Origin of the sequence: Caballeronia sp. LZ032 (genome assembly GCF_031451315.1) — a bacterium.
GTDB lineage: Bacteria > Pseudomonadota > Gammaproteobacteria > Burkholderiales > Burkholderiaceae > Caballeronia.
In genome coordinates this window covers 448,335-475,241 of sequence record NZ_JARUXP010000002.1, presented here as the reverse complement: position 1 = coordinate 475,241, position 26,907 = coordinate 448,335, and the positions used below count along the sequence as shown (strand labels likewise).

General features: G+C 65.5%; 23 protein-coding genes and 1 pseudogene. 1 reads left to right on the top strand and 23 read right to left on the bottom strand.

What is annotated here, in order from left to right:
• Window positions 1–75 precede the first annotated feature (75 nt).
• From QCE69_RS17640 to QCE69_RS17555, 18 genes and pseudogenes are all read right to left on the bottom strand, one after another.
• Complete coding sequence (locus QCE69_RS17640; protein ID WP_409017870.1) at window positions 76–603, bottom strand: hypothetical protein; 528 nt, start codon at window positions 601–603, stop codon at window positions 76–78.
• Window positions 600–1,562: a VOC family protein gene (locus QCE69_RS17635; protein ID WP_309932097.1), complete on the bottom strand. Its 963-nt coding sequence runs from the start codon at window positions 1,560–1,562 to the stop codon at window positions 600–602. The genes QCE69_RS17640 and QCE69_RS17635 overlap by 4 nt, the downstream gene beginning before the upstream one ends.
• A gap of 19 nt (window positions 1,563–1,581) precedes the next feature.
• On the bottom strand, window positions 1,582–3,087 hold the full coding sequence (locus QCE69_RS17630) for an aldehyde dehydrogenase (RefSeq protein ID WP_309920908.1): 1,506 nt from the start codon (window positions 3,085–3,087) through the stop codon (window positions 1,582–1,584).
• Window positions 3,088–3,159: 72 nt separating this feature from the next.
• Window positions 3,160–3,993: an aspartate dehydrogenase gene (locus QCE69_RS17625; protein ID WP_309932096.1), complete on the bottom strand. Its 834-nt coding sequence runs from the start codon at window positions 3,991–3,993 to the stop codon at window positions 3,160–3,162.
• On the bottom strand, window positions 3,986–5,653 hold the full coding sequence (locus QCE69_RS17620; protein ID WP_309920902.1) for a thiamine pyrophosphate-binding protein: 1,668 nt from the start codon (window positions 5,651–5,653) through the stop codon (window positions 3,986–3,988). The genes QCE69_RS17625 and QCE69_RS17620 overlap by 8 nt, the downstream gene beginning before the upstream one ends.
• Window positions 5,646–6,458, bottom strand: a complete 813-nt coding sequence (locus tag QCE69_RS17615) for an SDR family oxidoreductase (protein ID WP_309922868.1) — start codon at window positions 6,456–6,458, stop codon at window positions 5,646–5,648. Before QCE69_RS17615 ends, QCE69_RS17620 begins: the two co-directional genes overlap by 8 nt.
• A gap of 138 nt (window positions 6,459–6,596) precedes the next feature.
• Window positions 6,597–6,656, bottom strand: a pseudogene (locus QCE69_RS17610) (hypothetical protein); the annotation flags it as partial.
• A 104-nt stretch (window positions 6,657–6,760) separates the two neighbouring features.
• Window positions 6,761–7,651, bottom strand: a complete 891-nt coding sequence (locus tag QCE69_RS17605; RefSeq protein ID WP_309920899.1) for an alpha/beta fold hydrolase — start codon at window positions 7,649–7,651, stop codon at window positions 6,761–6,763.
• 34 nt (window positions 7,652–7,685) lie between these two features.
• Window positions 7,686–8,225 (bottom strand): cupin domain-containing protein, encoded by a 540-nt coding sequence (locus tag QCE69_RS17600; protein WP_309932095.1) that lies wholly within the window; start codon window positions 8,223–8,225, stop codon window positions 7,686–7,688.
• 958 nt (window positions 8,226–9,183) lie between these two features.
• Window positions 9,184–10,044, bottom strand: coding sequence for an IclR family transcriptional regulator (locus QCE69_RS17595; RefSeq protein WP_404987403.1), 861 nt, complete (start codon window positions 10,042–10,044; stop codon window positions 9,184–9,186).
• A 563-nt stretch (window positions 10,045–10,607) separates the two neighbouring features.
• On the bottom strand, window positions 10,608–11,390 hold the full coding sequence (locus QCE69_RS17590) for an IclR family transcriptional regulator (protein ID WP_309932093.1): 783 nt from the start codon (window positions 11,388–11,390) through the stop codon (window positions 10,608–10,610).
• A gap of 41 nt (window positions 11,391–11,431) precedes the next feature.
• Entirely contained in the window at window positions 11,432–12,550 is a 1,119-nt protein-coding gene (locus QCE69_RS17585) for an FAD-dependent monooxygenase (protein WP_309932092.1), read from the bottom strand.
• Window positions 12,551–13,161: 611 nt separating this feature from the next.
• Window positions 13,162–14,076 carry a LysR family transcriptional regulator gene (locus tag QCE69_RS17580; protein WP_309932091.1) on the bottom strand — a complete coding sequence of 305 codons (915 nt, stop codon included), beginning with the start codon at window positions 14,074–14,076 and terminating at the stop codon, window positions 13,162–13,164.
• Entirely contained in the window at window positions 14,073–15,545 is a 1,473-nt protein-coding gene (locus QCE69_RS17575) for an NAD-dependent succinate-semialdehyde dehydrogenase (RefSeq protein ID WP_309932090.1), read from the bottom strand. The genes QCE69_RS17580 and QCE69_RS17575 overlap by 4 nt, the downstream gene beginning before the upstream one ends.
• 34 nt (window positions 15,546–15,579) lie before the next feature.
• Complete coding sequence (locus QCE69_RS17570) at window positions 15,580–16,785, bottom strand: CoA transferase (protein WP_309932089.1); 1,206 nt, start codon at window positions 16,783–16,785, stop codon at window positions 15,580–15,582.
• A gap of 30 nt (window positions 16,786–16,815) precedes the next feature.
• Complete coding sequence (locus QCE69_RS17565) at window positions 16,816–18,117, bottom strand: MFS transporter (protein ID WP_309932088.1); 1,302 nt, start codon at window positions 18,115–18,117, stop codon at window positions 16,816–16,818.
• A 49-nt stretch (window positions 18,118–18,166) separates the two neighbouring features.
• Complete coding sequence (locus tag QCE69_RS17560; protein WP_309932811.1) at window positions 18,167–19,105, bottom strand: amidohydrolase family protein; 939 nt, start codon at window positions 19,103–19,105, stop codon at window positions 18,167–18,169.
• Window positions 19,105–19,989, bottom strand: a complete 885-nt coding sequence (locus QCE69_RS17555; RefSeq protein WP_309920877.1) for an NAD(P)-dependent oxidoreductase — start codon at window positions 19,987–19,989, stop codon at window positions 19,105–19,107. The genes QCE69_RS17560 and QCE69_RS17555 overlap by 1 nt, the downstream gene beginning before the upstream one ends.
• 159 nt (window positions 19,990–20,148) lie before the next feature.
• On the opposite strand from QCE69_RS17555, the gene QCE69_RS17550 reads away from it, so the two are divergent.
• Window positions 20,149–20,940 carry an FCD domain-containing protein gene (locus tag QCE69_RS17550; protein ID WP_309932087.1) on the top strand — a complete coding sequence of 264 codons (792 nt, stop codon included), beginning with the start codon at window positions 20,149–20,151 and terminating at the stop codon, window positions 20,938–20,940.
• A 1-nt stretch (window position 20,941) separates the two neighbouring features.
• On the opposite strand, the gene QCE69_RS17545 is transcribed toward QCE69_RS17550, so the two are convergent.
• From QCE69_RS17545 to QCE69_RS17525, 5 genes are all read right to left on the bottom strand, one after another.
• Window positions 20,942–21,832, bottom strand: coding sequence for an amidohydrolase family protein (locus tag QCE69_RS17545; protein ID WP_309932086.1), 891 nt, complete (start codon window positions 21,830–21,832; stop codon window positions 20,942–20,944).
• Window positions 21,829–23,715 (bottom strand): TRAP transporter large permease subunit, encoded by a 1,887-nt coding sequence (locus tag QCE69_RS17540; protein ID WP_309920868.1) that lies wholly within the window; start codon window positions 23,713–23,715, stop codon window positions 21,829–21,831. The genes QCE69_RS17545 and QCE69_RS17540 overlap by 4 nt, the downstream gene beginning before the upstream one ends.
• A complete protein-coding gene (locus QCE69_RS17535) occupies window positions 23,715–24,734 on the bottom strand; it encodes a TRAP transporter substrate-binding protein (RefSeq protein WP_309932085.1) in 1,020 nt (339 codons plus the stop codon). The genes QCE69_RS17540 and QCE69_RS17535 overlap by 1 nt, the downstream gene beginning before the upstream one ends.
• A 254-nt stretch (window positions 24,735–24,988) precedes the next feature.
• Window positions 24,989–25,783 (bottom strand): enoyl-CoA hydratase/isomerase family protein, encoded by a 795-nt coding sequence (locus tag QCE69_RS17530; protein ID WP_309932084.1) that lies wholly within the window; start codon window positions 25,781–25,783, stop codon window positions 24,989–24,991.
• 28 nt (window positions 25,784–25,811) lie between these two features.
• Window positions 25,812–26,876 (bottom strand): tartrate dehydrogenase, encoded by a 1,065-nt coding sequence (locus QCE69_RS17525; RefSeq protein WP_309920859.1) that lies wholly within the window; start codon window positions 26,874–26,876, stop codon window positions 25,812–25,814.
• Window positions 26,877–26,907: the final 31 nt, after the last annotated feature.

Genomic DNA, 26,907 nt, shown 5'->3' with positions numbered 1-26,907 from the left:
CGAGCGCCTTGCTGGTGTAGGTCGAGATCGAGAGATCGACCGGGCGGCCTCGACTCATCCACTTGCGCCCAAGCTTCAGGTCGCGCGGCGCATCGATGGCGATATCGCCGGGCAGGGTGCCGTGCCTGACGAAGCAGAGCGCAGCGCGCTTCCAGCGAGGTTGACGCGTATGGCAAGCTGCGCGTCCGCCGGGAGGTCACCGGGAATCAGCGCGTTCACGTCGTACTGGCCGGAGCAGAACCACGGAATCCCGGCATGTGCCACCTCCGCGCCCCGCACGGCCTCTGGCACGCCGCCGCACGCGAACACGCGCGGGTTGACCGTCGCGATGACGAGCCGGTCGTCCTCCACCTCGCGCCCAGAACGGGGCTCTACTCCACGCGCCGTGCGGTCGATCGAGGTCGCGCAATCGGGCTGCCACGTCTGGATGTCGAGCGTATCGACATCGCCCGCCAGCACCGCTCTCGGAAGCGGCGGCCGCTCGTCGGGCAAATCCGCTGCGCCGGCGACCATCACGAGGCGCCCTGCAAAGCCCTCCTTGCGCAGCGTCTCGACGACTGTACGCGACGCTTCGAAGGCGCCCTCGTCGAGTGAGCCGCTCATTGCTTACGCTGCGTCATGAACGCTCCGTGCGGTGAATCGGCGCTCTTCTGGCGGCGCGTATTGCCGTCGAGACCACCGTCCACGGCCCATTCCGCGAACACAGTGGGGCCCGGCTCGAAATCGCGCGGCTGCCACGCGGGTGTGAGCACGTCTTCGTCGGCGTAATACTCGATGAGGCCGCCCGCCGGGTTCATGAAGTACCAGAAGTACGCCGACGACACCGGATGCCGGCCCGGGCCGAGCTGCGTGGTCCAACCGCAACGGCTGAGGTGCAGGCCGCCGCCGAACACTTCGTGAATGTCGCGCACGGTAAAGGCCACGTGGTTCAGCCCCTTCTTGCCGTCGGGCAGCGCGAGCAGGAACAGGTCATGATGGCCGCCGTGCGGCGCGCAGCGCATGAACGCGCCACGCTTCGGATAGCGGTCGGAGGTCTCGAAACCAAGCAGTTCGTGATAGAACGCTTCCTGTTCGGCGAGGCAGTTCGTGAAGAACACGACGTGGCCCACTTCGACGGGCTCCGCACGCTCGTACACGGGCGAAGGCGTATCGACGCGCAGCGCCTGCCCCCACACGTTCGACGGCGAACCTTCGACGTCGAGTTCACGGCGACGCGTGACTTCGACGCGAACCGCCATGCCCGCCGGGTCGAAGCAGCCCACCGCGTCATCGGTTGTGTAAAAGCCGGGCTGGCAGGCGAGGAGCTCGCGCAGCGCCGCGAGCTCCTCGCGCCGCGCCACGCCCCACGTGACCTCGCGCAGCGTCGGACCGGCTTCGAACGCCTTCGGCAGCGACGGGTCGTTCGCGTCGACGGCGAGCACCGTGCAGCCGTTCAGCGTTTCGAAACGCGCACGTGTTTCGTCATGCGCAACGTCCTTCAAGCCCCAATCGACGAAAAAGCGCCGGCAGGTTTCGAGGTCCGTCACGCCGTAAGTAATCTGTTCGATGCCGAGGATCGTCATGTTCGTGGCTCCTGTCGGTTCAGGCATTTGCCCAGGGCAGCGGTGCGTCGTTCAAGCCCCAGTAAAGGCTCTTTTGCTGCATGTATTCGCGAATGCCGAGTCGGCCCTTCTCGCGGCCCATGCCGCTCTCCTTCCGGCCCGAGAACGGTGTGGCGATCGAAAACAGCTTGTAGGTGTTGATCCACACGGTGCCCGCTTCGAGCGCACGCGCGGTGCGCCAGGCGCGCTTGTAGTCGCGCGTCCAGATGCCGGCGGCGAGACCGAACACGCTGTCGTTGGCCTGCTCGACGAGCGAGGCTTCGTCGTCGAACGCCAGCGCCACGAGCACCGGTCCGAAAATTTCTTCCTGGCAGATGCGCGCGCTGTTTTCGAGTCCTTCGATGATCGTCGGCTGGAAGAAGAAGCCCCTCTCGCGTCCGTCACCAACCGGGCGTTCGCCACCGCACAGCAAGCGGCCGCCCTCTTCGAGGCCGAGCGCCACGTAGCGCTCCACCGACTCACGGTGCTGCGCCGTGATGAGCGGCCCCATCTGCGTCTCGGGCCGCGAGGGGTCGCCTACGCGCAGCTTGCGCGCGCCCTCTGCGAGTCGCTTCATGAACGTGGCGTAGATGGGCCGCTGCACGAACAGGCGCGAGCCCGCAATGCACGCTTCGCCCGACGAACTGAAGATGCCGTATAGCACGCCGTTCACGGCGTGATCGAGATCCGCGTCTTCGAACACGATGGTCGGCGACTTGCCGCCCAGTTCGAGCGAGACCGGGATGAGTTTCTCCGCCGCAATGCGCGCAATGCCACGGCCAACTTCCGTGCCGCCCGTGAACGACACTTTCTTCACCAGCGGGTGGCGCACGAGTACGTCGCCGATCACCGAGCCCTTGCCCGGTAGCACGCTCAGCACGCCCTTGGGCACGCCGGCTTCCTCGCAGATGCGTGCGAGGGCGAGCGAAGCGAGCGGCGTCGGCTCGGCGGGCTTGAGCACCACCGAGTTGCCGCCCGCGAGCGCGGGGGCGAGCTTCTGCGCGTCGGAGGCAATGGGCGAATTCCAGGGCGTGATGGCCGCGATCACGCCGATCGGCTCGTACACGCTCATCGTCAGATAGTCGCCGCGCGAGGGCGTCAGTTCTTCGTCGAGCGTTTCGAGGCAGCCCGCGTAATAGCGGAACGTGCTCGCCGCGCTCGCCACCAGCGCGCGAGTCTCGCCAATCGGCTTGCCGTTGTCGCGCCGCTGCAGGTTCGCAAGCGCTTCGTGGCGCCGCGTAATGAGATCGGCAATGCGGTAGAGCACGAGCGCACGCTGATGCGGCTTGAGCCCGGCCCAGTCGGCGCGGCGCCAGGCGGCGTCGGCCGTGACCACGGCTTCGGCTGCGTCTTCGGCGCTCGCTGTCGACACCTCCAGGTTGAGCGACTGGTCGGCCGGATAGAGGCTCACATAAGGCGCGGCGCGCCCGCGCCGCCACTCGCCGCCGATCAGGATGTCGCCGTTGGGCACCAGGTCGTGCACGTGGCTCGTATCGAATGAAGTCATTTCACAGGTCCCGGAATCTGTCTTTTCGCACGTGCCATTGCAGCGGCACGGCCCCGCATTACTGCGCCTCGTTCAGATCACGCAGCGTACCGCGCGGTTGCGCAGTGCGCGAATCGCGCTGTACGCGGTCAACGCCGAGGTTTTCGGGTTGTCGGGCAGCGGACGGCCGCACATTTCGAGCGACATCTCGCCAAACGCGCCGCGCGCGACGATGCGATGCACGTTGCGCTGCACCGCCGGATCGGCGATAAGGCGCACACGCGTTTCGTCCAGGCCGAGGCCCGCGAGCGCGATCGTCGCCGCCACGTTGGCATTCTTCGGAAAGAGGCGCGCCGCCTCACGCGCACTGCCTTCGAAAACAATGTGTTCGCTCGTGAGCGTGCGCAGGTCGCATACGGCTTCGGCCGGTGTGTCGAGCCAGCCGAGCGGCGGCTTGCGGCTCGTGTACAGCACCTCGTCGAGCCCGCCCAACCGCGCCGCCGAAAGCGCGTCGATTCCGCCAATCGCGCCCGGCAGCAGCGTGAGCGTGGCGCGGCCTTCGTCGGCGGCAAGCGAGAGCCGCTCCAGCAGGTCAACGTCGGAGAGCGCGCCGATCGACGCCATCGCACAGTCGGTGCCCGACTTCAGTAGCGGTACCACGTGATCCTCGAGCGCGCCGTGACCCGCGCATTCGAGCGCGAACTGCGGTTTCGCAGAAAGCACATGCACGGACGACACGACTTCCACCGACGCATCGACAATGCCGCGAACCGCGGCCGCATACTGCGCAGGCACGATCACGTGCGAGACATGCACGAGCGGATCGGAGGCCACGGCCCGATAGACTGTCTGCCCGATCGCGCCAAAGCCGATCATCGCGACGTGGACAGGCGCGTGCCGCGATGCTTCCCAGCGGGCGTCATGCATGTTGCGACTCCTCCGCATCTTCCTTGCGCACCGGCGGGCCGGCGAATGCGGTCTCGAAGCTGCCCACGGTTTTCATGTCCACTTCGAGCAGCACCGGACCTTCGCATTCGAAGCCTTCGCGAATCAGGGCCTCGGCGTCATCGAGCGTAGAGACGCGCAAGTGCTTGAGCCCGAGGCTCGCGCAGAACTGCGCGAACTCCGGCTGATGCAGATCGACATACATGCGGCGGCCGCCGTACTGCGCGTCCTGAATGTTGCGGATCACGCCATAGCATTGGTCATTCATCAAAACGATCATGACGTTCGCTTTTTCCTGCACGGCCGTTGCCAGTTCGCCCACGTTGACCATCAGGCCGCCGTCGCCGACAAGGCACACCGTCTTCGGTGCCGAACCCGCCAGCGCCGCGCCAATCGCCATCTGCATGCCTTGGCCAATGCCGCCGCCAAGCGCATGCACGCCCGCGCGCGGCGTGAAGATCTTCAGCATGCGGTTGCCCCACGTGCTGTTCGAGATCGTCACGTCGCGAACCCAGTTGTAATCGCGGCCCACGACACGCTGCAGTGCGTCGACGAGACGGCGGTAAGGCCCGAGCCCCTTCGCCGTTTCGGCCACGGCCGTTTCGTGCGTGGCGGCGAGGTCGACGGCGAACTGCGGATCGACTTTCATGCGGCCTTCGAGCTTCGTTGCGAGCGCATCGAGTACCGCGACGGCGTCGCCGTGAACGAACAGCGCGTTGCAGTAGCCGCGGTTGTCGGCCAGCGCGTCGGCATCCACGCGATAAAGCGGTTGGGGCAAGGCGAGCATGTACTTGAGCGTTTCGTTGCCGCGCAGGCGCGAGCCCACCACGAGCATTGCGTCGCAAGTCCTGTAGAAGCGCTCGACCGGCTCGCTGACATTGAACGCACCGAGCGTGGCCGAATGATCTTCGGGCAGCACGCCACGGCCCTGCACGCTCGTCACCACGCCGAAGCCCAGCGCCACGAGACGCTCGACTGCCGCGCGCGCGTGACGCGCGCCGCCGCCGAGCCACAACAGCGGACGCCTCGCCTTGGCGAGCGCGTTCGCGAGTTCCTGCACGCGCGCGTCGTCGTGCGTGAGCGTAGTGAGGTGCGGCGCGGCGAGGTCGGCGGGCCACTCGACCCGTGCGGCCTGAATGTCGATGGGAATCTCTACGCTCACTGGGCCGCTTGGCGCGGTGCGCGCAACGCGCACGGCTTCGCGGATGGTCGGCAGCGCCGTGTCGACCGAACGCACGCGAAATGCGGCCTTCGAGATCGACTTGAGCATCGTGAGCTGGTCCGGAGCCTCGTGGATATAGGCGAGGTCCTGATCGAGATAATCGCTTTCGATCTGGCCGGTGATATGCAACAGCGCCGTGCCCGCGGTCAACGCTTCGACCATCGCGCCGGCCGCATTGCCCGCTGCCGTGCCGGTGCTCGTGAAGGCCATGCCGAGGGCGCCGGAAACGCGCGCGAGCCCGTCCGCCATGTTGACGGCGCCCGCTTCGCCGCGTGCGCCGACGTAGCGGATCTTGCCGCGCCGGCCGATCGCATCGAGGATCGGCATGTTATGGATCGAGATCACGCCGAACGCGGTCTTGACGCCACATTGTTCGAGAAAGGCGGCAATCAGCTCGCCGACGGTAGTGGTTTCAGACATGTCGCGCAACGCCTCCAGATACATCGATATGACTGCCCGTCGTGTAGGACGACAGCGCCGTCGCCAGATAAAAGAGCGCCTGGGCCGCTTCTTCGGGGCGACCGAAGCGGCCAAGCGGAATGTTCTTCTTGCGTGCGAGCTCGCGCGCCCAGTCGTCCCAGCTCTGGCCGGCGGCCTGCGCCTGTTCGTCCGCTTCATGGCGGCGGCGCCACTGGCCCGACTCGACGATGCCGATCAGGATCGAGTTCACACGAATCCGCTCCGGCGCGAGTTCGCTCGCGAGCGACTTGATGAGGCTCAGCACGCCGGCGCGCGCCGACGACGTCGCAATCATGTGCAACTCCGGCTGCAGCGCGAGCAGCGAATTCACGCAGACGATCGATGCGTTGCCGCTCGCCGCCGCGCGCAACATCGGCAGGAATGCGCGCGTGGGCCGGATGATGCTGAAGTACTTCAGTTCCAGTTCGTCGCGCCAGGCTTCGTCGCTGGTGTCGGCGAACGTCGAGATGCGGCCCTGGCCCGCGTTGTTCACAAGCATGTCGGTGCGGCCGAAGCGCGCCTGCACCGCGCTCGCGAAGGCGCTCACGTCGATCGCGTCGAGCACGTCGCAGCGCGCGACCAGCAATTGCGCCGCGGGAAAGCCATCGCGCAGGCCCCGCTCAGCGCGTTCGAGACGCGCGGCGTCGCGGCCGCAGATCGCGACCGAGGCGCCCGCCTGCAGAAAGAGTTCCGCCGTCGCGAGCCCGATGCCGGACGAACCGCCCGTCACCACCGCGACCTGACCGGTCAGGTCGAATCGAATCATCGGATCCCCAGGGCCTTCATGTATGGGTTGTGCTTCTGCACGGCCGAGCCGTGGCAATTGAACCGCTTCGCGAGGTCGCCAGCGGCATGACGCACCTTGTCGACAAGGAAAGCCGAGCAATTCCAGCGTCTGCAGCAGGCGAAACACAGTCGTGCGCGGAATGCCCACGCGGCGCGACCATCTGGGCACGTCGAGCATTCAGTGAGAATGCGCCGTCCCCGTGCCAGACCCGGCACGCGATAGTGCGCGTCGCTGCGGTCCTCGTCGGCGTCGGGTGCCGCGCTGGCGAAGTCGAGCGTCATTCAGTGACTCCGATTTGCGTCGCAGGCGCGGGCGAACGCGGCAATCAACGCGTTGTAGGCCCGCGGGGCTTCGATATAACCGGCGTGGCCGGCGTGCGGCACGATCTGCAACGGCGTGCGCGCAGCCTTCGCAATGCGTTCGCAGGCCGCGGGTGAAGTGATCGTGTCCTCGGCGCCCACCGCGACGCTCACTACGCCGCGGTAATGCGCGAGATCGGCCGCGAGATCGGCATGGGCGAGCAGATGGGTAGCCTGGGCGTAGCCGTGCGGAATCACACACGACATGTTCCAGCGCACCCATGCGCGCGCGGCCTCGTCGGCGGAGGCGGAAAGCATGTTTGGGCTGCGCCGTTGCGCGAGGCCCGCCGGGCCCAGCTCGGCGAGCATGGCAAGACGCGCGTCGCGCTTCTCATCGCGCAGCGCTTGCGTGGCCGCGCCGTATCCGCCTGCCGGCGAAACGAGCAGCAAGCCGCCGAGCCTTGCCGGATGCGCTACGGCGAACGCGCCCGCGACGATTGCACCAAGCGAGTGCCCGACCAGCACACAGCGCGACACGCCGAGCGCATCGAGCCACCCCGCGAGCACGCGCGCATAGTCTTCGGGGCGCGGCGAGGCCGGCGCCACCGGCGTGGAAACGCCGTAGCCTGGCGCGTCCCACGCGAGCACGCGGCGCGTGCCGCCCAGCGCTTCGAGTTGCTGGACCCAGGAGCCCGCCCCCGAACCGAGGCCATGCAGCAGCACGAGCGGCAACGCGTGTGTCGCGTGTGCCGCTGTCGCCTCGCGATACGCGACGATGACTCCGCCCGCGTCGGCAATGCGCGCCGGGAAGCGCGCGCTGCGTGCTTCGAGAGGCGCGGCGGCGCTATAGGCGGGTTGGTGGATATCGTTCATGGATTCGTTTGCGGCAGCAGGCAATCTGTCATCCTTACTTTTTCAAGTCACGCTTGATCTTCGCGAGCGGCGAGTCCGGCGGGTATGTCGGCGTAATGGGCTTCGGCGAGCCGAGCATCACGCACATCAGCGCGTCTTCCTCGCCAACGTTGATTTCCGTGCGATAAACGCCCGGCGGCACCGAGATCAGATCGCGCTCGCCGAGCACGGCTTCCCAGGTCTCGCCATCTTTTTCGCAAACTACCTTCAACTTGCCGCGCAGCACGAAGAAAATTTCTTCGACGTCGGTATGGATGTGGCTCGGGCCGATGTTGCCGGCCGGAATCACCATCGTCGAAAACGTGAAGCCGCCTGCGGGCACGGTGTTCGAATCGTTCGCCACGCCCGTGCCGCCCGTGCCTACATAGCGCATTTGCGCGCGGCGATACGTCGGGTCGTAGTCGGCCTGAAACTTCAGCGCGTCCCAGTCGTAGCGGCGCGTTTCGAGACGCGCCACGCGGCCGTTCATCCACCGGTCAAAACTGGCGTCTTCGGGACGCTCCCACGACTTGCGTTCGATATCAGCATCCACCATCGCTTTCTCCTTTCGCTCCGACCAGGTCAATTCATCACAAAGCCGCCGTTCACCCGCAGCAACTACACGCTTACGACGCGCGCGGCATCCGGAGGCAGGAACAGCACCGGGGCTCCCTCTGCCCCTATCGGACGCGATAGCGACGATCGCCCCGCAACCCGACTCGCACAGCAGCGCTTCAGCGGGTCCATGCCAACGCGGCGCCGTTGAACACGAACTCCGGCGATGTGTCGCCGGACAGGTCGCCGGCATGTCCGGCACGTGCGCCGTACTCCAACCAGCTGCCGCTATCGGCCTTGCATCTTGTTCCTTATGTGGAACATTGATTTACATATGGTCATTATATGAGTCGGATTCTCAGGGAAAAACAAAAATCCTTTTGTTCCAGGGAAAACACTTAGGTAGCTTCGAAAAAATCACCGTACCAATTCCCCGAAACGCTCGACGAGGTTGCCGAAACGCTTGATATTCAATACCTTGCGATCATGAGACTGCACTCATCCCGCCTTCCTGAAAGTGTCTCGATGACTTGCAAGTTTTCGAATACGTTCCACCCAAGTTATTCTTAACCACCTATGGAACATATGGGTCGGCCTTCTCGGTCCCAGGCGGGAGCGACCGAAATCAAAGTGAGGTCTACGCAGGGCTGGCGCAGTCAGTTCATGGTTGCCAACAGCGTGGTGGGCGGCGCAGCGGCTTCTACGCTCTCCGGCCACCGCCGGACACACCACATGACCGGCCACGTGCACGCGCTTTCGAAGTCCACGCCGATGTACGTGAACGCGCTCTACGAGCACGCCACTTCGAGGCGCAGGCAGCGCTCTTCACGGCGGCGGGCATACATCCGGATCAGGCGATCGTGCTGACCGGCATGCGCCGCTCGTTCTGGTTGCGCGCGAAGCATGCACGGCGAGGCACGTGAAGCGCGGGCCTCGCCTGCTGTGGCAGCCGGCGTGTTTCAGGCCGCCGGGACCGCCCGGCGGTGCGACGCGAGCAACGCCGTAGGATCGTTCGGCCCGGGCCGGTAATTCAGGCGCGTGGACAGATCGAGCGCCGCGCCGCACACGGCGCTGACCAATGGCGCACGTTCGGCCTCTCCGCCGATGTTCGAGCGCGGCACCGTCACGGTAATCGCCGCGACGATGCGCCCCGACTGGTCGCGCACGGGCGCGCTCACTACCGATATGCCCGTTTCGAAGGAAGCCTCGCTGAGCGCAAAACCGTGCTCGGCGCTTTCGCGCACGCGCGCGTAGAGATCGGCAAGGGTGGCCGGCGTGCGGTCGGTATAACGTTCGAACTGCTTCTCCGGATAGAGCGCGCGCAGTTCGGCAAGCGTGAGGTCGCCCATCAGCACCTGGCCGTGCACAGTGGCATGCCCGGGCAAACGCGTGCCGACATTGACCTTCACGGAACTGAACATGGGCTCGCGTGTTTGCGCCTTCGCGACGAACACGACGTCGCGCCCATCGCGTATCAGCAGGTGAGCGCTCAGGCCCGTCGTGTCACGCAGGCGCTCCAGCACGGGCGTGCCGAGATCGGTAAGTTCGAGCGAACTCAGATACTCGAAGCCGAGGCGCAGCACTGCGACACCCAGTTGAAACTGGCGGTCGCCGTTGACGCGCTCGAGAAACCCGAGCGTTTCGAGCGTCTGAAGCAGGCGGAACGTCGTGGTGCGCGGAATGCCGATACGGCGGGACAGTTCCGGTGCTCCGAGCACCGGTTCGCGCGCGGAAAATTCGGTCAGGATGCGCAGGCCGCGTTCGAGTCCTGGCACGAGATACGCGGACGCACCTGCCTCCTCCTCGCCCCGCTCCTCCATAGGTTCGTCCGATCCTGCACGATCGGACGCGACGATCTCATCCGCGGTGGCCCGCACTTCGCCTTCGCGCTGCCGCGCACCGCGGCGTGCGGCATCAGTGGTATTTCGTTTGGCCATTGTCGGCTGGTCTGTCTGACGGGTCGTTTGTTCTTTGAAAAAAATAGCACGTGGCACTCGCGATCCCATGCTCACGCCGCATTCGTCTGCAATGGGAGCAAAGCCACGCCCGGCTTTTCGCCGCGCGCCTGGGCGACGCCGGAAGTGTCCGGTTCACACTGAGCGAGCATATCAGGTGGCCCCGGTGCGCCCCGTTTGCGCATGCTCACTCATTCGCCACCTCAGTGACGCCCGATGCCGTCGGATACATCACGCAGCGCCCGCTGCAATAGCGCTGCATGCAAGCCGTAACGGAGCGAAACGGCTGGGCAGTTCCTTGCGTCGCATAAACCGCCGTCCAAAATCTTAGGGCTCGAAAAAGTAGCCTGCCGTCTCTTCTCAAACGATGCCCTCTCCCCGAACGGGACATTTCAGCGCCGAACGGAGAGACGGACGAAGCGACCCCGTTAAAGGCTGGAACGGGACAGTGCACTGGCGGCGGCCTTGACGCTCGCTTCGACCGTTGCGCGCAGGGAAACATCATTCAAAAATGCGATGTCCGGACCGGCTACGCTCAGCGCGGCGAGCACGCCGCCGCGGCGATCCGCGACGGCCGCCGCGCACGAATCGATTCCCGCTTCGAGGCCCGAAAAACTCCAGGCGCATCCTGTTTCGCGCACTTTGCCGAGCGCGGCATTGAGCGCTTCCCAGTCTGGCTGGTCGGCGACGCTTGCATCTGGACTGTGCGCGTATAGGTCGGCGAGCGCTGACCCGTCGAGCGTTGCCAGCATGGCAAGTCCCGGCGTTGCGCGATGCGCCGGAATACGGCTGCCGACACGAATGCGGCTGACGAGCGGCGTATCGGGCGTCTCGCACAACAGATAGATCAGTTCGGTGCCTTCGAGTACAGCCAGATACGCCGACAAGCCTGTTTTCGCGACCAGTTCGGGCAGGATCTGGCGCGCGCGCGAGGTGAGATCCGCCGAGCCGAGCGCGCTCGCTGCCAGCGTCAGGAACGGCATGCCGAGCCGGTGGCCGCCGCCGGACGGAACGGGTTCGATCAACCCGGCCGACGTCAGCGATTCGAGCAGCCGCATCACCGTGACGCGGTTCACGTTGATCTGCCGCGCGACCTCGCTCAGATTGGTGGTCGAGCCGCCGTCGGCGATATGGCGCAATAGGCTGAACGCGCGTTCGACGGGCGTTGCCGACGCGCCGGAAGCGCTCGCAGTGTCCGATGGCTTGGTCATCTTCAGATAGTTCCGGTCAGTTCAAGTCGTGCGCAGGAGGCTCATGGCAGCGCCACGGACCACGCGTCGTATCCGTAAACCCAGTCGGCATTGCCGCCCGTCTTCAGCCAGTTGTTGCCACGCGAGCCGATCTGGATCCTGGCGGTGCGCTCCTGACGCGCGCGTTCATAGCGCGAGAGCGCCGCGCCGAGCCCGCTGGCTTCGACGCCCTCGAGCGCACGAGACAGCACAACAGCGTCCTCGATCGCCATGCCCGCGCCTTGCGCCATGAACGGCATCATCGGATGGCATGCGTCGCCGAGCAGCGCCATGCGCGCACCCGTCCAACTGGCCAACGGATCGCGAATATACAGGGCCGACGCGAGCACGGTGTCACAAGCGTCCAGCAGTACACGTGCTTGCGGATGGAAGTTTGCATAGGCGCGCCGCAACGCGTCAGCATCGCCGGGCGTGGTCCACGATTCGTGCGTCCAGTCGGCTTGCGACGTCGTCGCGAATATGAACACATTGCGGCCGCGATCGAGCGGGAACGTGACGATCTGCAGATCGTCGGTGGGCCCCCACCATTTGACGAACGCGCCAGGATTGCTGCCGCTCAGGCGTTCGGCGGGCACCACCGCGCGATATGACACGATGCCGGTGAACTGAGGGTGTTCTTCGCCAAACAGGAACTTGCGCACGCTGGAATGGATGCCGTCGGCGCCGACCAGCAGGTCGAAAGCCTGCGTCGAGCCGTCCGCGAACGTCACGCCTGCCTGGCCGTCTGCATCGGCGAATGAGACGCTTCTTTTGGCGAGGTGCAGTGCGCCGGGCGCCATGGCCTGCTCGAGCGCGGCCATGACGTCCGCGCGGTGCATCGTCAGTTGGGGCGCACCGTACTTGCGTTCCGCTTCATCCGACATCGCGAGCCGAGAGGTTTCTTCGCCCGTGTCCCACATCCGGCTGATACGCGCGTTTGGACGCGCCGCCGTTTCCCGCAACTGTACGCCGACACCCAGACCGTCGAGCGCGCGTACCGCATTCGGTGTCAGGTTGATATCCGCGCCGACCCTTCCAAAGCGCTCGGCCTGCTCGAACACGCTTACCTGATGTCCCGCTTGTTTCAGCGCGATTGCCGCCGCCAACCCGCCGATTCCGCCGCCAATGATCCCGATATTCATGCTCTTCCTCGCCTGGACTCGCCATTGAATCGTTCATTTATGAACATTACGAACGAAAATGAACAATCATTCTGTGACAGTTTGGCTTCGATCGCAAGGGAAAGCTCATCATGAAAGGCCAAGCTACACGTGCCCGGAAATGCCGTTCGCTCGAGACGAACGACAGCCTTTTGCGATGTTGGAGAGATCGTAGACAGGCAAGCGCGCCTGCGTCGAAGACGCGCGTCACTGCTTGCGAAGTACGCGCAAGGGCGCGCATGGGGTGAGCGTACGTGGGTCCGTCGCCCGCGCCGGAATTGCCAGGGCGTCGGTCGCTCTTGTCAACACGCCCCCTGCCTTCACTCGCGGAGTCGCATCACCTTGCGTTCGCGTGGTTTCGCACACCGGAACGCGCAACCTGTTGATTGCTGCGCGAGTGTGTTCGGGAACGGGTCGGTGCGGACCTGCCAGAAAACATCCGGCGCAGCAGCGCCGGACTACGCTTTTGTGAGTCTGGGAAGCCTGTCGGATTCAGTGCGAGGTGCATTGAGTTGTATTGGCTGTGTTCGCGGTGTTGGCCAGGACTTGATCTGACAGCAACGCTGCCAGAGCCCCGGAACCACCTCGGCACGTCACCCGCCCGGCGACCAGCCCCCGCCCCCGAACGCCCCTTCCAGAAACTCGACACAAGCCTTCACCCGCGCCGAGGTCGCGAGCCGCGACGGATAGACCGCGAATACATCGGCGGGCTGCGTGACTTCCGGCAGAATCTGGATCAGCCGGCCATCGTCGAGATAGGTCCGCACGTTCCAGATCGAGCGCAGCATCACGCCGCGCCCGGCCAGCGCCCACTGCACCGCGGCCTCGCCATCGTTCGAAGCCAGCGCGCCGCTCACTCTCACCCGCATGTCCTCGCCGTTCACGACGAAACGCCAGACGCCGAACGGATGATCCCGCTCCTTGATGCACAGACATTCATGTGCCTGCAACTCGCCGATACTCCGTGGCGTGCCGCGCGCCCTGAGATACTCCGGCGCAGCGCATAGAATCCGGTGATTGGTCGCAAGACGCCGCGCGATCAGATGCGGCGCGATGTCATTGCCGACGCGGATATCGAGGTCATAACCTTCAGCGGCCACATCGACGATACGGTCGAACAAATCGAGCCGCACGTTCAGTTGCGGATGAGTCTCGATGAAGCGCGCGAGCACCGGCGCGACCACCCGCCGCCCGAAGCCGAAGCTGCTGGAAATTCGCAGCATGCCGCGCGGCGCGTGCTTGACGCCGGACACATCGTCGAGCAGTTGATCCGCATCGTCGAGCAGCTTCTGCGCGCGCCGGTACAGCCGCTCGCCGGCTTCGGTGAGCGCAACGCGCCGCGTCGAACGAAACAGCAGCGGCGCATCCAGCGCGCTTTCCAGCAACTGGATGCGCTTGCTCACATAAGCGGGAGACACCGACAGAAAATCAGCGGCCGCCGCAAAGCTGGACTTCTGCGCGACCACATGAAACACGCGCAGATCGTTCAGATCGACATGCCGGTTCAATCGAGCCCGCCTTCGCACACATACTTGACGCACAGGTAGTCGTCGAGCCCGTAGCGCGATCCTTCGCGGCCATAACCCGATTCCTTCACGCCGCCGAACGGCGCCGCCTCGCTCGACACCGCGCCTTCGTTCGCACCGATCACGCCCGCCTCCAGTTGCGCCGACACGCGATGAATGCGCCGCGCATCGCGCGTATAGAAGTAGGCGGCAAGTCCGTAAGGCGTGTCGTTCGCGGCGCGGATCACGTCTTGCTCCTGCTCGAAACGGAACAGCGGCACGACCGGTCCGAAGGTCTCCTCGCAGCACACGGCCATGCCGTCTTGCGCGTCGAGCAGCACGGTCGGCGCATAGTAGTTCGGACCGATCGCATCGAGCCTGCGGCCGCCGGTCAGCACGCGTGCGCCGAGCGACAGCGCATTGTCGACGTGACGCGCGATCTTCTCGACCGCACGCGCGTTGATCATCGGGCCGATCTGCGCGGTCTCGTCGGTGGCAGGCCCGACCTTCAGCGCCGCCACGCGCTCACCGAGCTTGCGCGCGAAGGCATCGTAGACGCCCGCCTGCACGTACACCCGATTCGGGCACACACACGTCTGCCCGCCGTTGCGGAACTTCGACGCCATGAGCCCTTCGATCGCCGCATCGAGATCGGCGTCGTCGAACACGATGAAAGGCGCATTGCCGCCCAGTTCCAGCGACAGCTTCTTCAACGTACCCGCCGATTCACGCGCAAGATGTTTGCCGACCGCCGTCGAGCCGGTGAAGGTGATCTTGCGCACACGTGCATCGGCGAGCCAGTCGGCGACCGCCGCCACGCCCCGTTCGCGCGACGCCGAGATCATGTTGAGCACGCCTGCGGGCAAGCCGGCTTCCAGCGCGAGTTGCGCAAGCGCCAGCGCGGTGAGCGGCGTGTCCTCGGCGGGTTTCGCGACCACCGTGCAGCCGACCGCGAGCGCGGGCGCGATCTTGCGGGCGATCATCGCGAGCGGGAAGTTCCACGGCGTGATCGCCGCGACGATACCGATGGGCTCCTTCACCGCGCTCATGCGCTTGCCGCGCTGCTGCTGAGGAATGAGGTCGCCATACACGCGCGGCCCTTCCTCCGCGAACCACTCGACATACGACGCACCGTAGCGCACTTCGCCACGCGCCTCGGCAAGCGGCTTGCCCTGCTCGGTCGACATGATGCGCGCGAGATCTTCCAGGTTCTCCAGGATCAGCCCATGCCAGCGGCGCAGGATGGCCGCGCGCTCGCGCGGCAGCGTCGCGCGCCAGGCGGGCCATGCGCGCGCGGCGGCATCGGTCGCGGCGCGCGCATCGGCGGGCGTGCTGTCGGGGACCTCGGCGAAGCGCTCGCCGCTGGCCGGATTGATGACCGGATAGCGCCCGTCTTCGGCCGCCCCGCTCCATTTACCATCGATCAGATTGCCCGTGCGTACGAGCTCCGGTCGCGTCAGTTCGAGAAACATGCGAATTCCTTGTGATGAGTCCGGCGATCCCGCTTCAGGCGCCGCGCGCGAACACCGTGCCGGCTTCGTGCATCGCGTCGATCTGTTGATCGGCATAGCCGATCTCGCGCAGCACCTCGCGCGTGTGCTGTCCGAGCAAGGGCGCGGCGAGTCCCGATTGCGACGCATTGCCGCCCGAGAAACGGATCGGCAGGCCGATGCCCCTCACGTCGCCCGCGAGCGGATGATGCGACTCCACCACCATGCCGCGCGCCTGCGCCTGCGGATGCTCCAGCGCCTGCGCGACATCGAGCACGGGACCGGCGGGCAGGCCCACTTCGTCGAATGCGCGAATCCATTCGTCGGTCGTGCGGGTCATCAGGCGCTCGGTCAGCAGGCGCACGAGTTCGTCGCGATTGGCCATGCGTCCGGCGTTGTCGGCGAAGCGCGGGTCGGCGGCGAGTTGCGGCATGTCGAGCACCGCCAGCAGGCGTTCGTAGTTGCTCTGGTTCGCCGCGCCGATGTTGATCCAGCCGTCCTTCGACGCGAACACCTGATACGGCGCGCTCGTCGTGTTGGCCGAGCCCATCTTCTTCGGCAGGGTCCCTTGCGCGAACCAGCTCGCGGCGGGCCAGTACATCTGCTGCAGCGCGGCCTCGAACAGCGACGTATCGACGACCTGCCCTTCTCCCGTTTTCAGCTTGTGCGTGTAGGCCGCCGAGATGCCGAGCGCGGCCAGGATACCGGCGTTGATGTCCGCCACCGGCGAGCCGGCCTTGACAGGTGGCCGCCCTTCCTCGCCGGTCAGGCTCATCATGCCGCTCATGCCTTGCGCGATCAGGTCGAAGCCGCCCTTGCCCGCCCACGGACCGGTCCGTCCGAAGCCCGAGATGCAGCAATAGATGAGACCCGGATTGAGTTCCTTCAGCGTGTCGTAGCCGAGACCGAACTTCTCCATCGTGCCTTCGCGATAGTTCTCCGTGACGACATCCGCGCTCGCGAGCAGCTTGCGCAGCACTTCGCGCGCGCCTTCCGTCTTGAGATTGAGGCCGATGCCGCGCTTGTTGCGGTTGACGATCATGAACGAAGCCGATTCGCCGTTATCGAGCATCGGCGAGAAGCGCCGCGAATCGTCGCCAAGCGGAATCTTTTCCACCTTGATGACTTCGGCGCCCATGTCGGCAAGCATCATTCCGCACACGGGTCCCGACATGATGTGCGCCAGTTCGATCACGCGCATGCCGCTCAAAGGTCCTGCCATGTCTGTCTCCTTTCAGTTCGATTCGATGATTCAGGCCGCGCGCCGGTCGACGCCACCCGCGGCCAGTCTGCTTTCGCGGGTGACGAGCAGCACCAGCGCCGCGCCGAGCGCAAGGCACGCGCCGACGACGATCAGCGCCACGTCCGTGCGCCCCGTCACGGTATTCAGATAACCGATCAGATAGGGCGCGATAAAGCCCGCCAGATTGGCGATCGCGTTGATCAGCGCGATGCCGGCGGCCGCCGTGACGCCGGTCAGCAGCGCCGTGGGCAAGCCCCAGAAGAGCGCCGGAATAGAGTACACGCCCATGTTCGCCAGGCACAGCGCGATGATCCCGAGCACCGGCTGATGTTGCCAGACGACGCACAGCGCGAAGCCCAATGCGCCGGTGACATAGGCGATCGTCAGATGCCAGCGCAGATCGTTGCGGCGGCTCGAACTCAGGCCCATCAGCACCATCGCGGCGATTGCGCAGGCGCTGGGGATCGCCGTCAGCAGCCCGATGCTCAGCGCATCCTTCACGCCCATGCGTTGCACGAGTGTCGGCATCCAGAAGCTGATTGCGTAGAGGCCCATCGTGAAGCCGAAATAGATGGCGATCAGCGCCCAGATGCGGCCGCTCGCGAGCAGCGCGCCGAAGCCCGTTTCGAGCTTGTGGCGGTTCTCGCTGGCGAGCACGGTTTGCAGATGGCGCTTTTCGTCGTCCGAGAGCCAGGACGCGTTGGCGATGCTGTCGTTCATGCGGAACCAGATGTACACGCCGAGGAGCAAGGTTGGAATACCCTCGCAGAGGATCAGCCATTGCCAGCCCCGCAATCCGCCGAGATCGCTCATGTAGTGCAGGATCGCGCCCGATACCAGACTGCCGAACAGACCCGACGACGCCAGCGCCACATAGAACACGCCCCATGCCCGGCTGCGCCGCGCGCCCGGATACCACTGGCTCATGTAATAGATTGCGCCCGGAATGAAGCCCGCTTCGGCGAGGCCGAGCAGGAAGCGCATCCCGTAGAACTGCATCGGCGTCTTGACGAAGATCGTCGCGCACGAGAGCAGCCCCCATGTCAGCATGATGCGCGAGATCCAGCGCCGCGCGCCCACCTTGTGCAGGATGATATTGCTGGGCACTTCCAGCAGGAAGTAGCCTACGAAGAAAATGCCCGCGCCGAAGCCGTACACCGCGTCGCTGAAATGCAGGTCGCTCGCCATCTGCAGCTTGGCGAAACCCACGTTCACGCGGTTCACATAGGAAAAGAAAAACGCCAGCATGAGGACCGGAAGAATTCGCGTGGATATCTTCCGGAAGAGCCGGTTCTCGTCGATTGCCTGCATGTTCGTCTCCTGGGTTTTCTTTATGATCATGCGTTGGGAAAGGCTTGTTTCACGGCGCGTCTACGCGATACACACGCCGGCAGGTTTCCGCGAACAGCGCGCGCAACTGTGTTTCAGTGGCGTCGGGCAGCGCGCCGGTCACATCGGCGATCATTTGCGGGAAGCTCGCGGAGAGACCGCCTACCGGCAGGTTGCTCGCGAACATCGCGCGCTCATAGCCGAACATGTCCACGGCTTCGCGCACCACGCGCCGGTTGCTAGCGCTGTCCCACACGCCGCCCTTCAGACCGAGTTCGGAAACCTTGAGGTGCACGTTCGGGCAATCGGCAAGCGCCCGCATGCCGCGCCGCCACACGGCAAGCCCCTGCTCCGAGCGGTCCAGCGGCAGGCCGAGATGATTCAGCACTACCGTCGTATCCGGAATGCCGCGCACCACTTCGGCCGCTTCCTCGAGATGCCAGAACGGCACGCGCAAATCCCACGAAAGACCGAAGCGCGCGAGCAAGGCGAGGCCGCGCAGCCATGCGGGGTCCTGCATCGTGCCGGGCTGGCCACGCACGCTCGAGGCCGCATCCGGCGCCGTCACCGGCTTCGACCGCACGCCGCGCACGAGCGGATGGGCCGCATGCGCGGTGAGCACCGTTTCGCCATCGTCCTGGGTAAAGTACACATGCGCGACCGCCGCGCACGGCAAGCCTTCATGCGCCTTCAGTCGCGCAAGGAAATCGTTCTCGCGGGTCTGCTCGCTGCGGGCGCGCTCGGCTTCCATGTGCACCGTGCCGATCACGTCGAAGCCCGCCGTCGCGGCGCGATAGTCCGCAGGCAGGAAGTCGCGGCAGATCGCGCGGTAATCGCCCAGGAAGAAGTCCGGGTTATACGCGTCGGTGAGCCACGGATAGTGGCCGTCGGACAGATCGAAGAAATGATGGTGCGCATCGAGGATCGGCAAGTCGAAGCCCAATGCGTTACGCGGCGCGCCCGCCTGCATCACGCGGCCTGCTCGACGTTGCCCGTAAGCAGCGCGATCAGTTCCGGCACCGGCGTGTGTTCGCCGCCTTCGGTCACGGCCTGTTGATACACCTCGCGCACTGCGCTGGCCGCCGTATGCGCGGCGCCGACTTCACCCGTCATCGCCACGTAATAGCTCATGTCCTTGAGCGCATTCGACATCGAGAAGCGGAAGCCGGAACTGTCCGCCGACTCGATGAACGGCTTCAATCGCTTGAACACGACGCCGTCGCCGCCGCCCGCCGCCAGCACGCTGATGAGCACGTCGGGGGACACGCCTGCGCGGTTCGCACACGCGGCGGCTTCGGCCAGCACGGCAGAGAAGCCGAGCGAGACGAAGTTGTGCAGCAGCTTGAGCCGATGCCCCGAGGACGCCTCGCCCGCGTACACGATGTTCTCCGCAAACGTCTGCAAGAGAGGCAGGCACTCGTCGAACACCGCGCGCTCGCCGCCGACGATCAGATTGATGCGGCCTTCGGCGGCTTCCTTCGGGGTGCGCGTCATGGGCGCATCGAGGAAGCGCGCGCCGGCGTCCTGCACCGCCGCCGCAATGCGCATGGTCGATTCGGGAATGGCCGTCGAGCAGTCGATGACCACCGTCCCCGGACGCAAGGCCTCCAGCACGCCGCGATTGAACAGCACGTCCTCCACTTGCGGCGTGCCGGTGACGCACAGGATCAGCACATCCACCGAAGCCGCGAGCGCCTTCGGATCAGCCGTGGTGCGCGCACCCGCCGCGCGCAGCGCATCGAGCGGCTGGTTGCCGGGATGTTCCAGCACGTTCAGTGCATAGCCGTGCTTCTGGATGTTGCTCGCGATACCATGCCCCATCATCCCTACCCCGATCACGCCAATCTGCTTCATGCCATCTCCTGGTGTATGTTGTCGGTGCATGCGAGACGACTGACTCGCATCGCAAAGTCATAGTACAAATTTATACGACACATTTGTCAAGCGAATTTCTCGACGATGTTATGATCCAGTGACCCGAACTCATCGCTTCCGATCATGCAAGACGCCAGGATGAACAACGACGAATCCACCCTCGCCGACCGCGTGACGCGGCTGCTGGTGGATCAGATCCGCAGCGGCTACTACCCGGTGAATGCGCGCCTGCCCACCGAGAAGTTCATGACCGAGCAGTACGGCGTGAGCCGCACGGTGGTCCGCGAGGCCATCTCGCGCCTCAAGTCCGAGGGGCTCGTGGACACGCGCCAGGGCAGCGGCACCATCGTGCTCGATCCGAAGGCCGCGCAGGTGTTCCGCCTCGCGCGCGACGAGCTCAATCCGGCGGCGGGCGTGGTGCGCATCATCGAGTTGCGGCGCGGCATCGAGGCCGAGATGGCGGCGCTGGCCGCCGAGCGGCGCACGGTGGCGCAAATGAGCGTGATCCGGCGTGCGCTCAAGGCCATCGACCGCGCGGTGGCCGAAGGCGGCGACGGCGTCGAGGCGGACCTCGAATTCCATCTGGCCATTTCACGCGCGGCGGGTAATCCCTACTTCACCGAACTCCTGTCGATGCTGACGCACGCGCTCCAGGACGCCATCCGCATCACGCGGACCAACGAGGCGCGCCGCGCCGATCTCGCCGACGACGTCCGCGCGGAACACGAAGCCATCGCGGCCGCGATCGAGGCGCGCGACCCCGACGCCGCGCGTCAGGCGGCGCACGCGCACATGCAGCGCACGGCCATGCGCATCCAGCAGGTGGATCGCAGTTTCTGGAGCGGCGACCGCGGCGCGGCCGCGCAACGGCTGTCGCGCGCGCGGCTCGATACGGTGATCGAAAAGCCGGCGCGTGGTGCAAAGGGGTGAATCAGGCTGGCGCGTAAAACGCCACTGCGTTGTCATGGAAGAGGCGCCGTTGATCGGCCTCGCTCATGTCCTGCACGATCGCGAAGAAGCCGTCATAAATTTCGTCGAACGTCGCGCACAGGCTGTCCACCGGGAAATTGCTCGCGAACATGCAGCGGCCGGCGCCGAACAGTTCGATGGTCGTGCGCACGATCCAGTCGTTCGCTTCCGCCGTCCACGGCATGCCGGGCTGACCCAGACCCGAGATCTTGACCCACGCGTTATCGCATTGCGCGAGCTCGGCCATGGCATCGCGCCACGCCGCGAGCATGGCGGCGCTGCGATTGGCGGGCAGACCGGTGTGATTCAGCACAAGGCGCGTATCCGGATGATCGCGCGCCAATTCAGCCGCTTCGTGCAGATGCCACCACGGCGTCTGCAATTCGAAATGCAGGCCGTGTTGCGCAAGCCGCGCATAACCCGCGCGCCACGCCGCGTCGCTCATGCCGCCGGCCGCGCTCATGCCCGGCGCGGCATTGGCGCGGGGCTTGTGACGGATGCCGCGCACGAATGCATGGCGCGTCAGTCCCGCAAGCGTCGCGTCGAGATCCGGGCGATCCAGCCACGCCTGTCCCACGGCGACGCTCGGCAAGCCTTCCCGCCGCCGGAGTTCCGCGATGTACTCCATTTCGCCGAGCGGATCGCGCGGCTCCCATTCCGCCTCGATATACACGCTCCCCGCAAGCCGGAAACGCTGTGTGTCGCGCCGGTAATCTTCCGGCAGGTACGGCGCCCGGATCGTGCGATAGTCGCCATAGCGGAAGTTCGCGATGGTCTCGCCGCACAGCCACGGATAGGTGTTAAGGCGCGTGTCCCAGAAGTGCTGGTGGGCGTCGAAGATGGGCAGGGTCATGTCGGCAGGAATCCGGTCGAAATCCACGGCACGAACGCGACCACCACGATCACCAGCAGCAGCGCGAGCAGATACGGAACGACGCCGCGCATTACGCCGTCGGGTGAGGTCTTGCCGATCATGCACGCCGCATAGAAGCCCACGCCGAAGGGCGGCGCAAACAGGCCGACGCCCATGCACAGCACGACCACGATGGCATAGTGCACGTCGCCGATGCCGAGCGCGCGCGCCACCGGAAACAGCAGCGGACCGAACAGCACGACGGCCGGAATGCCTTCGAGCACGCTGCCGAGCACAAGAAACACGACGATCGAAATGGCCAGGAAGCCGATGCGCCCGCCCGCCACGCTCTCCATCAACGCGGCCAGCGACGCCGAGAAACCCGACTGCGTCAGCGCCCAGGACATGGCCGTCGCCATGCCGATCGTGAACAGAATGGCTCCCGACAGACTGGCGGTTTCGATCAGGATCGGATACAGCCGCCGGAACTCGATATGCCGGCGAAACGCATGCAGCGCGAGCCCCGCGACAATCGTATAGGCCACGCCGACGGTCGCCACTTCGGTCGCGGTCGCGACGCCTTCGACCACGGCCGAGCGGATCAGCACCGGCAGGGCGAGCGCGGGCAACGCGGCCAGGAAGGCGCGCAAGATCTCGCGCGGCGGCGCACGGCGGAACAGGCTTTTCGGTTCGGAACGGGTCTTGAACCAGACCACGGCCGCAATCGCCAGGCTCGCGACGCACGCGGGCAGCAGGCCGCCGGTGAACAGCGCGGTGATGGAGATGCCGCATACGGCGCCGATGGTGATGAGCACGATGCTCGGCGGAATGGTCTCGGTCATCGCCGCCGATCCGACCAGCAGCGCAACGAGTCCGCGCGGATCGCAGCCGCGCTCTTTCATTTCGGGAAACAGCGCGGGCGCGACGGCGGCCATGTCGGCTACCTTCGAGCCCGATACGCCCGAAACGAGGAACATCACGACCAGGAGGACGAATTGCAGGCCGCCGCGCAGATGGCCGATCAACGCCGCCATGAATTCGATCAGCGCGCGCGCCAGTCCGGACAGATCGAGCAGCGCGCCGAGCAGCACGAACAGCGGCACGGCGAGCAGGATCATCTGCGACATGCCCTCGTCCATGCGATTCACGACGATGCTCACGTCGATGCCTGCCGCCAGGTTCAGGTACGTGACCGTGGCCACACCGAACGCGAAGGCAATGGGAATGCCGGCCGCGATCGCCATGCCGAGCAGCAGCACGAAGAACACCAGCAGGTTGTAATTGCCCATCGCGGCCAGCGGTTCACGTGCGAACCACAACGCCGCGCCGATCGCGCCCAGCACGGCGAAGGCCAGCGCCAGCTGACGCGGCGAGCTTTCACGCACCAGCACCGCGAGCGAGGCGATCAGCATCAGGATCGCGCCAACCGGCAGCGCCGCCGTGCGCAGGCCCACGGGAATTTCCAGCGCGGACGTGGTGATCGCCATGTCGGCCTGCGCGTGACCGATGGCCGGCACGATGATCAGCGCGACGAACACGCACACCAGCATCGCAGCGACCGTGCGGCACCAGGTCTGCCAGCGCGCGGGCAGCCGGCTGACGAGCGCGGTCATCGCCATGTGCTCGCCGCGATCGAGTGCGAGCGCCGCACCGAACATCGCGAGCCAGACGAACAGGATGGACGCGAGTTCGTCCGACCAGACGAGCGGCGCATCGAACGCATAGCGCGCCACCACGCCCGCGAACAGGATCACCGTTTCGGCCACCACGAGCAACGCCGCCAGCGCGCCGGCCAGCCGCATCGCCGCGCGGCTCGCGCAGACGAGCATGCGCTGCAGCGGATGACGCGCCGCCTCGCCTTTCTTGTAGACGGCGCTCTGCATCAGCCGATCCTGCCGGTGTATTGTTCGAGCTTCGCCCACAGCGTGTCGCCGAAGCGCTTCTTCCAGTCGGCATAGAAGCCCGCGCTCTTCAGGCGATCGCGGAACGCCGCGTGATCGACTTCGTTGAACTGCAAGCCGTGCCCCTTCAGTTGTGTGATCAGCGAATCATTGAGCGCCTTCACGTCGGCGCGCTCCTTGAGCGCGGCGGCGTTCACATTGCGGCGCACGATCTCCTGCATGTCCGGCGGCAGCTTCTTGAAATTCGCCGTGTTGCCGAGGAACCAGAAGCCGTCCCACATGTGATTGGTCAGCGCGCAGTATTTCTGGACTTCATAGAAGCGCGTGGTGTCGATCAGCACGAGCGGATTCTCCTGCCCGTCCACCACGTGCGTCTGCAACGCCGAGTACACCTCTTCGAGGCTCAGCGTCGTCGGCGACGCGCCGAATGCGCGAAACACCGAGGTCCACAAGGGGCTCGACGGCACCCGGATCTTCAGGTCCTTCAACTGGTCGGGCTGCGTGATCTGGCGCGTGCTGGTGGTGATCTGGCGATAACCGCCGTCGAAGATCTTCTCGAAGGCGAACAGCGGCGTAGCGTCGATCTTCTGGCGGACGTAGGCGCCAAGGTCGCCGTCCATCGCTTTCCACACTGCGTCATAGTCCGGAAACGCGAAGCCGACGCCGCTGATCTGCGCGTCCGGCACCATCACGCCGAGCGAGAGCGGCGAGTACGTCAGGAAGTCGATGGAGCCCGCCCGCAGCTGCGAAAACATGCTGACATCCGAGCCCAGCTGCGCGTTGGGAAAGACCTGCAACTCGATGCGCCCGTTCGATTCCTCGCGAATCTTCTGCGCCATCTCCTTGACGCGCACGGTCATCGGATGCGTGACAGGCTGGAAGTTTGCGTACTTGAGCCGGAACTCCGCCGCGCTGGCCCTGCCCGACCAGCCCGTCATGGCGCCGGCGGCGGTCGCCGCGGAAACGGTCTTGAGGAAACTGCGCCGCGTCACTGATTGCATGTCGTCTCCATTTATTCTGTGGCGATGCAGCCTGCAAAACCGCAGCCCGTCATCGCCTTCCGATGGCAACCGCTTTGTTGTATGACGAATTTATCATATAAGTTGGTACGGCAAATCTACGGTATTTCCCGTAGTTGCGATGCGGGAACGTGCGGATGACGGACGTGCGAAAGCGACGCGCTGACCTTGCGGCCCGCGCGTCGCGTGTTTGAGCGTGAAAGTGAGAGAGTGAGCGAGGAGCGCGCCGCCCGGCGTCACTCGCCCGTCCAGACCGGCGGCCGCTTCTCCGTGAACGCCGCGACGCCCTCATGAAAATCGCGGCTGCCGTAGCACTCGCGCACGAGATCGTCGCCTTGCAGCGGCAGAGCGGCGAGCATGCGCGAGATGGATTGCTTGGTCACGCGCATCGTGACCGGCGCGTTGCGCGCGAGCCGATCCACATGCGCGGCGGCACGCGTATCGAGCTGATCCGGCTCGCAGCTTTCGAACACAAAGCCCGCGGACAGTGCGTCATCCACGTTCAGCATGTCGCCCAGCACGAGCATGCGCTTGGCGCGCCCGATGCCGAACTCGGCGACGAGCCGCGCCGTATTGCCGATCGCGAGGCAGTTGCCCAAGGTACGCGCGATGGGCACGCCGAACTTCGCGTTGGGCGTTGCGATGCGCAGGTCGCAACAGGCGGCAATCGCGAGCCCGCCGCCCACACACCAGCCATCGACGATGGCAAGCGTCGGCATCGGTAATGCATCGATGCCGCCGAGAATGCGCTCGATGCGATGCTCGTAGTTCACGCCGTCCTCGCCGCTTTCGAACGCGCCGAACTGCCGGATGTCGGTGCCCGCGACGAAGGCCTTGCCGCCCGCGCCGCGAAACGTCACCACGCGCACGTCACGTGACGCGGCGAGGCGTTCGCAGATCGCTTCGAGTTGCTCGTACATGTGCCAGGTCATCGCGTTGTGCGCGGCCACGCGGTCGAACACCACGTGCGCCGCCGCGCCCTCGATGACGAGACGGACGTCGCCGTCGCTGCTTGCATCGGTCTGAGTCATGCCGTGTCCCCGTTGTCGATGATCCGCTTCAGCCGAGGCGCGCCACCACCGCGCCGCCCACTTCGCTCGTGCTGGCCTTGCCGCCGAGATCGCCGGTATGCGGGCCGTCCTTCAGTACGTCGGTGATGGCGGCGAGGATCGCGTCGTGCGCCTGCTGCTCGCCGAGAAACTCGAGCATCATCGCGGCGGACCAGATCATGGCAATCGGATTGGCGATGCCCTTGCCCGCGATATCCGGCGCCGAGCCATGGACCGGTTCGAACAGCGACGGGAAGTCGCGTTCCGGATTCATGTTCGCCGACGGCGCGATGCCGATCGTGCCCGTGCAGGCCGGACCCAGGTCCGAAAGAATGTCGCCGAACAAGTTGGTGGCGACGACCACGTCGAAGCGGTCCGGGCTGAGCACGAAGCGCGCGCACAGGATGTCGATGTGCTGCTTGTCCCACGTCACGTCCGGATACTGCGCGGCCACTTCGGCGGCACGCGCGTCCCACCACGGCATGCTGATCGAGATGCCGTTGCTCTTGGTGGCCACGGTGATTTTCTTCGCGCGGCTCTGCGCCAGGTCGAAGGCGAACTTGAGCACGCGTTCCGAGCCCTTGCGCGTGAAGATGGACGTCTGCGACACGAACTCGCGCTCCGTGCCTTCATACATCACGCCACCCACCGACGAATACTCGCCCTCGGTGTTTTCCCGCACGATCATGAAGTCGATGTCGCCGGCCTTGCGCTTCGCCAGCGGCGAAGGCACGCCTTCGAACAGGCGCGCGGGCCGCAGGTTGATGTACTGGTCGAACTCGCGGCGGAACTTGAGCAGCGAACCCCACAGCGAAATGTGATCCGGCACCTTCGCGGGCCAGCCCACCGCGCCGAACAGGATGGCGTCGCAGGCTTGCAGTTGCGTCTTCCAGTCGTCGGGCATCATCTGGCCGTGGGCTTCGTAGTAATCGCAACTGGCCCATTCGATATGCTCGTATTCCAGCGCAATGCCGAAACGCTTGCTCACGGCATCCAGCGCGCGCAGCGCTTCGGGCATCACTTCCACGCCGATGCCGTCTCCCGGAATCACGGCGATGCGATAGGACTTGCTCATGCTGCTCGTCTCCTTGATGGTTCGATGGTGG

Bases quoted from the DNA above. Each gene is read 5' to 3' on its own strand.
- QCE69_RS17550 (WP_309932087.1), top strand. From the start codon at position 20,149: ATGAACAACGACGAATCCACCCTCGCCGACCGCGTGACGCGGCTGCTG.
- QCE69_RS17570 (WP_309932089.1), bottom strand. From the start codon at position 16,785: ATGGCAGGACCTTTGAGCGGCATGCGCGTGATCGAACTGGCGCACATC.
- QCE69_RS17545 (WP_309932086.1), bottom strand. From the start codon at position 21,832: ATGACCCTGCCCATCTTCGACGCCCACCAGCACTTCTGGGACACGCGC.
- QCE69_RS17630 (WP_309920908.1), bottom strand. From the start codon at position 3,087: ATGACTTCATTCGATACGAGCCACGTGCACGACCTGGTGCCCAACGGC.
- QCE69_RS17600 (WP_309932095.1), bottom strand. From the start codon at position 8,225: ATGGTGGATGCTGATATCGAACGCAAGTCGTGGGAGCGTCCCGAAGAC.
- QCE69_RS17535 (WP_309932085.1), bottom strand. From the start codon at position 24,734: ATGCAATCAGTGACGCGGCGCAGTTTCCTCAAGACCGTTTCCGCGGCG.
- QCE69_RS17565 (WP_309932088.1), bottom strand. From the start codon at position 18,117: ATGCAGGCAATCGACGAGAACCGGCTCTTCCGGAAGATATCCACGCGA.
- QCE69_RS17620 (WP_309920902.1), bottom strand. From the start codon at position 5,653: ATGTCTGAAACCACTACCGTCGGCGAGCTGATTGCCGCCTTTCTCGAA.
- QCE69_RS17555 (WP_309920877.1), bottom strand. From the start codon at position 19,989: ATGAAGCAGATTGGCGTGATCGGGGTAGGGATGATGGGGCATGGTATC.
- QCE69_RS17575 (WP_309932090.1), bottom strand. From the start codon at position 15,545: ATGTTTCTCGAACTGACGCGACCGGAGCTCGTACGCACGGGCAATCTG.
- QCE69_RS17625 (WP_309932096.1), bottom strand. From the start codon at position 3,993: ATGCATGACGCCCGCTGGGAAGCATCGCGGCACGCGCCTGTCCACGTC.
- QCE69_RS17525 (WP_309920859.1), bottom strand. From the start codon at position 26,876: ATGAGCAAGTCCTATCGCATCGCCGTGATTCCGGGAGACGGCATCGGC.
- QCE69_RS17605 (WP_309920899.1), bottom strand. From the start codon at position 7,651: ATGAACGATATCCACCAACCCGCCTATAGCGCCGCCGCGCCTCTCGAA.
- QCE69_RS17530 (WP_309932084.1), bottom strand. From the start codon at position 25,783: ATGACTCAGACCGATGCAAGCAGCGACGGCGACGTCCGTCTCGTCATC.
- QCE69_RS17615 (WP_309922868.1), bottom strand. From the start codon at position 6,458: ATGATTCGATTCGACCTGACCGGTCAGGTCGCGGTGGTGACGGGCGGT.
- QCE69_RS17590 (WP_309932093.1), bottom strand. From the start codon at position 11,390: ATGACCAAGCCATCGGACACTGCGAGCGCTTCCGGCGCGTCGGCAACG.
- QCE69_RS17595 (WP_404987403.1), bottom strand. From the start codon at position 10,044: ATGGAGGAGCGGGGCGAGGAGGAGGCAGGTGCGTCCGCGTATCTCGTG.
- QCE69_RS17560 (WP_309932811.1), bottom strand. From the start codon at position 19,105: ATGCAGGCGGGCGCGCCGCGTAACGCATTGGGCTTCGACTTGCCGATC.
- QCE69_RS17585 (WP_309932092.1), bottom strand. From the start codon at position 12,550: ATGAATATCGGGATCATTGGCGGCGGAATCGGCGGGTTGGCGGCGGCA.
- QCE69_RS17540 (WP_309920868.1), bottom strand. From the start codon at position 23,715: ATGCAGAGCGCCGTCTACAAGAAAGGCGAGGCGGCGCGTCATCCGCTG.
- QCE69_RS17635 (WP_309932097.1), bottom strand. From the start codon at position 1,562: ATGACGATCCTCGGCATCGAACAGATTACTTACGGCGTGACGGACCTC.
- QCE69_RS17640 (WP_409017870.1), bottom strand. From the start codon at position 603: ATGAGCGGCTCACTCGACGAGGGCGCCTTCGAAGCGTCGCGTACAGTC.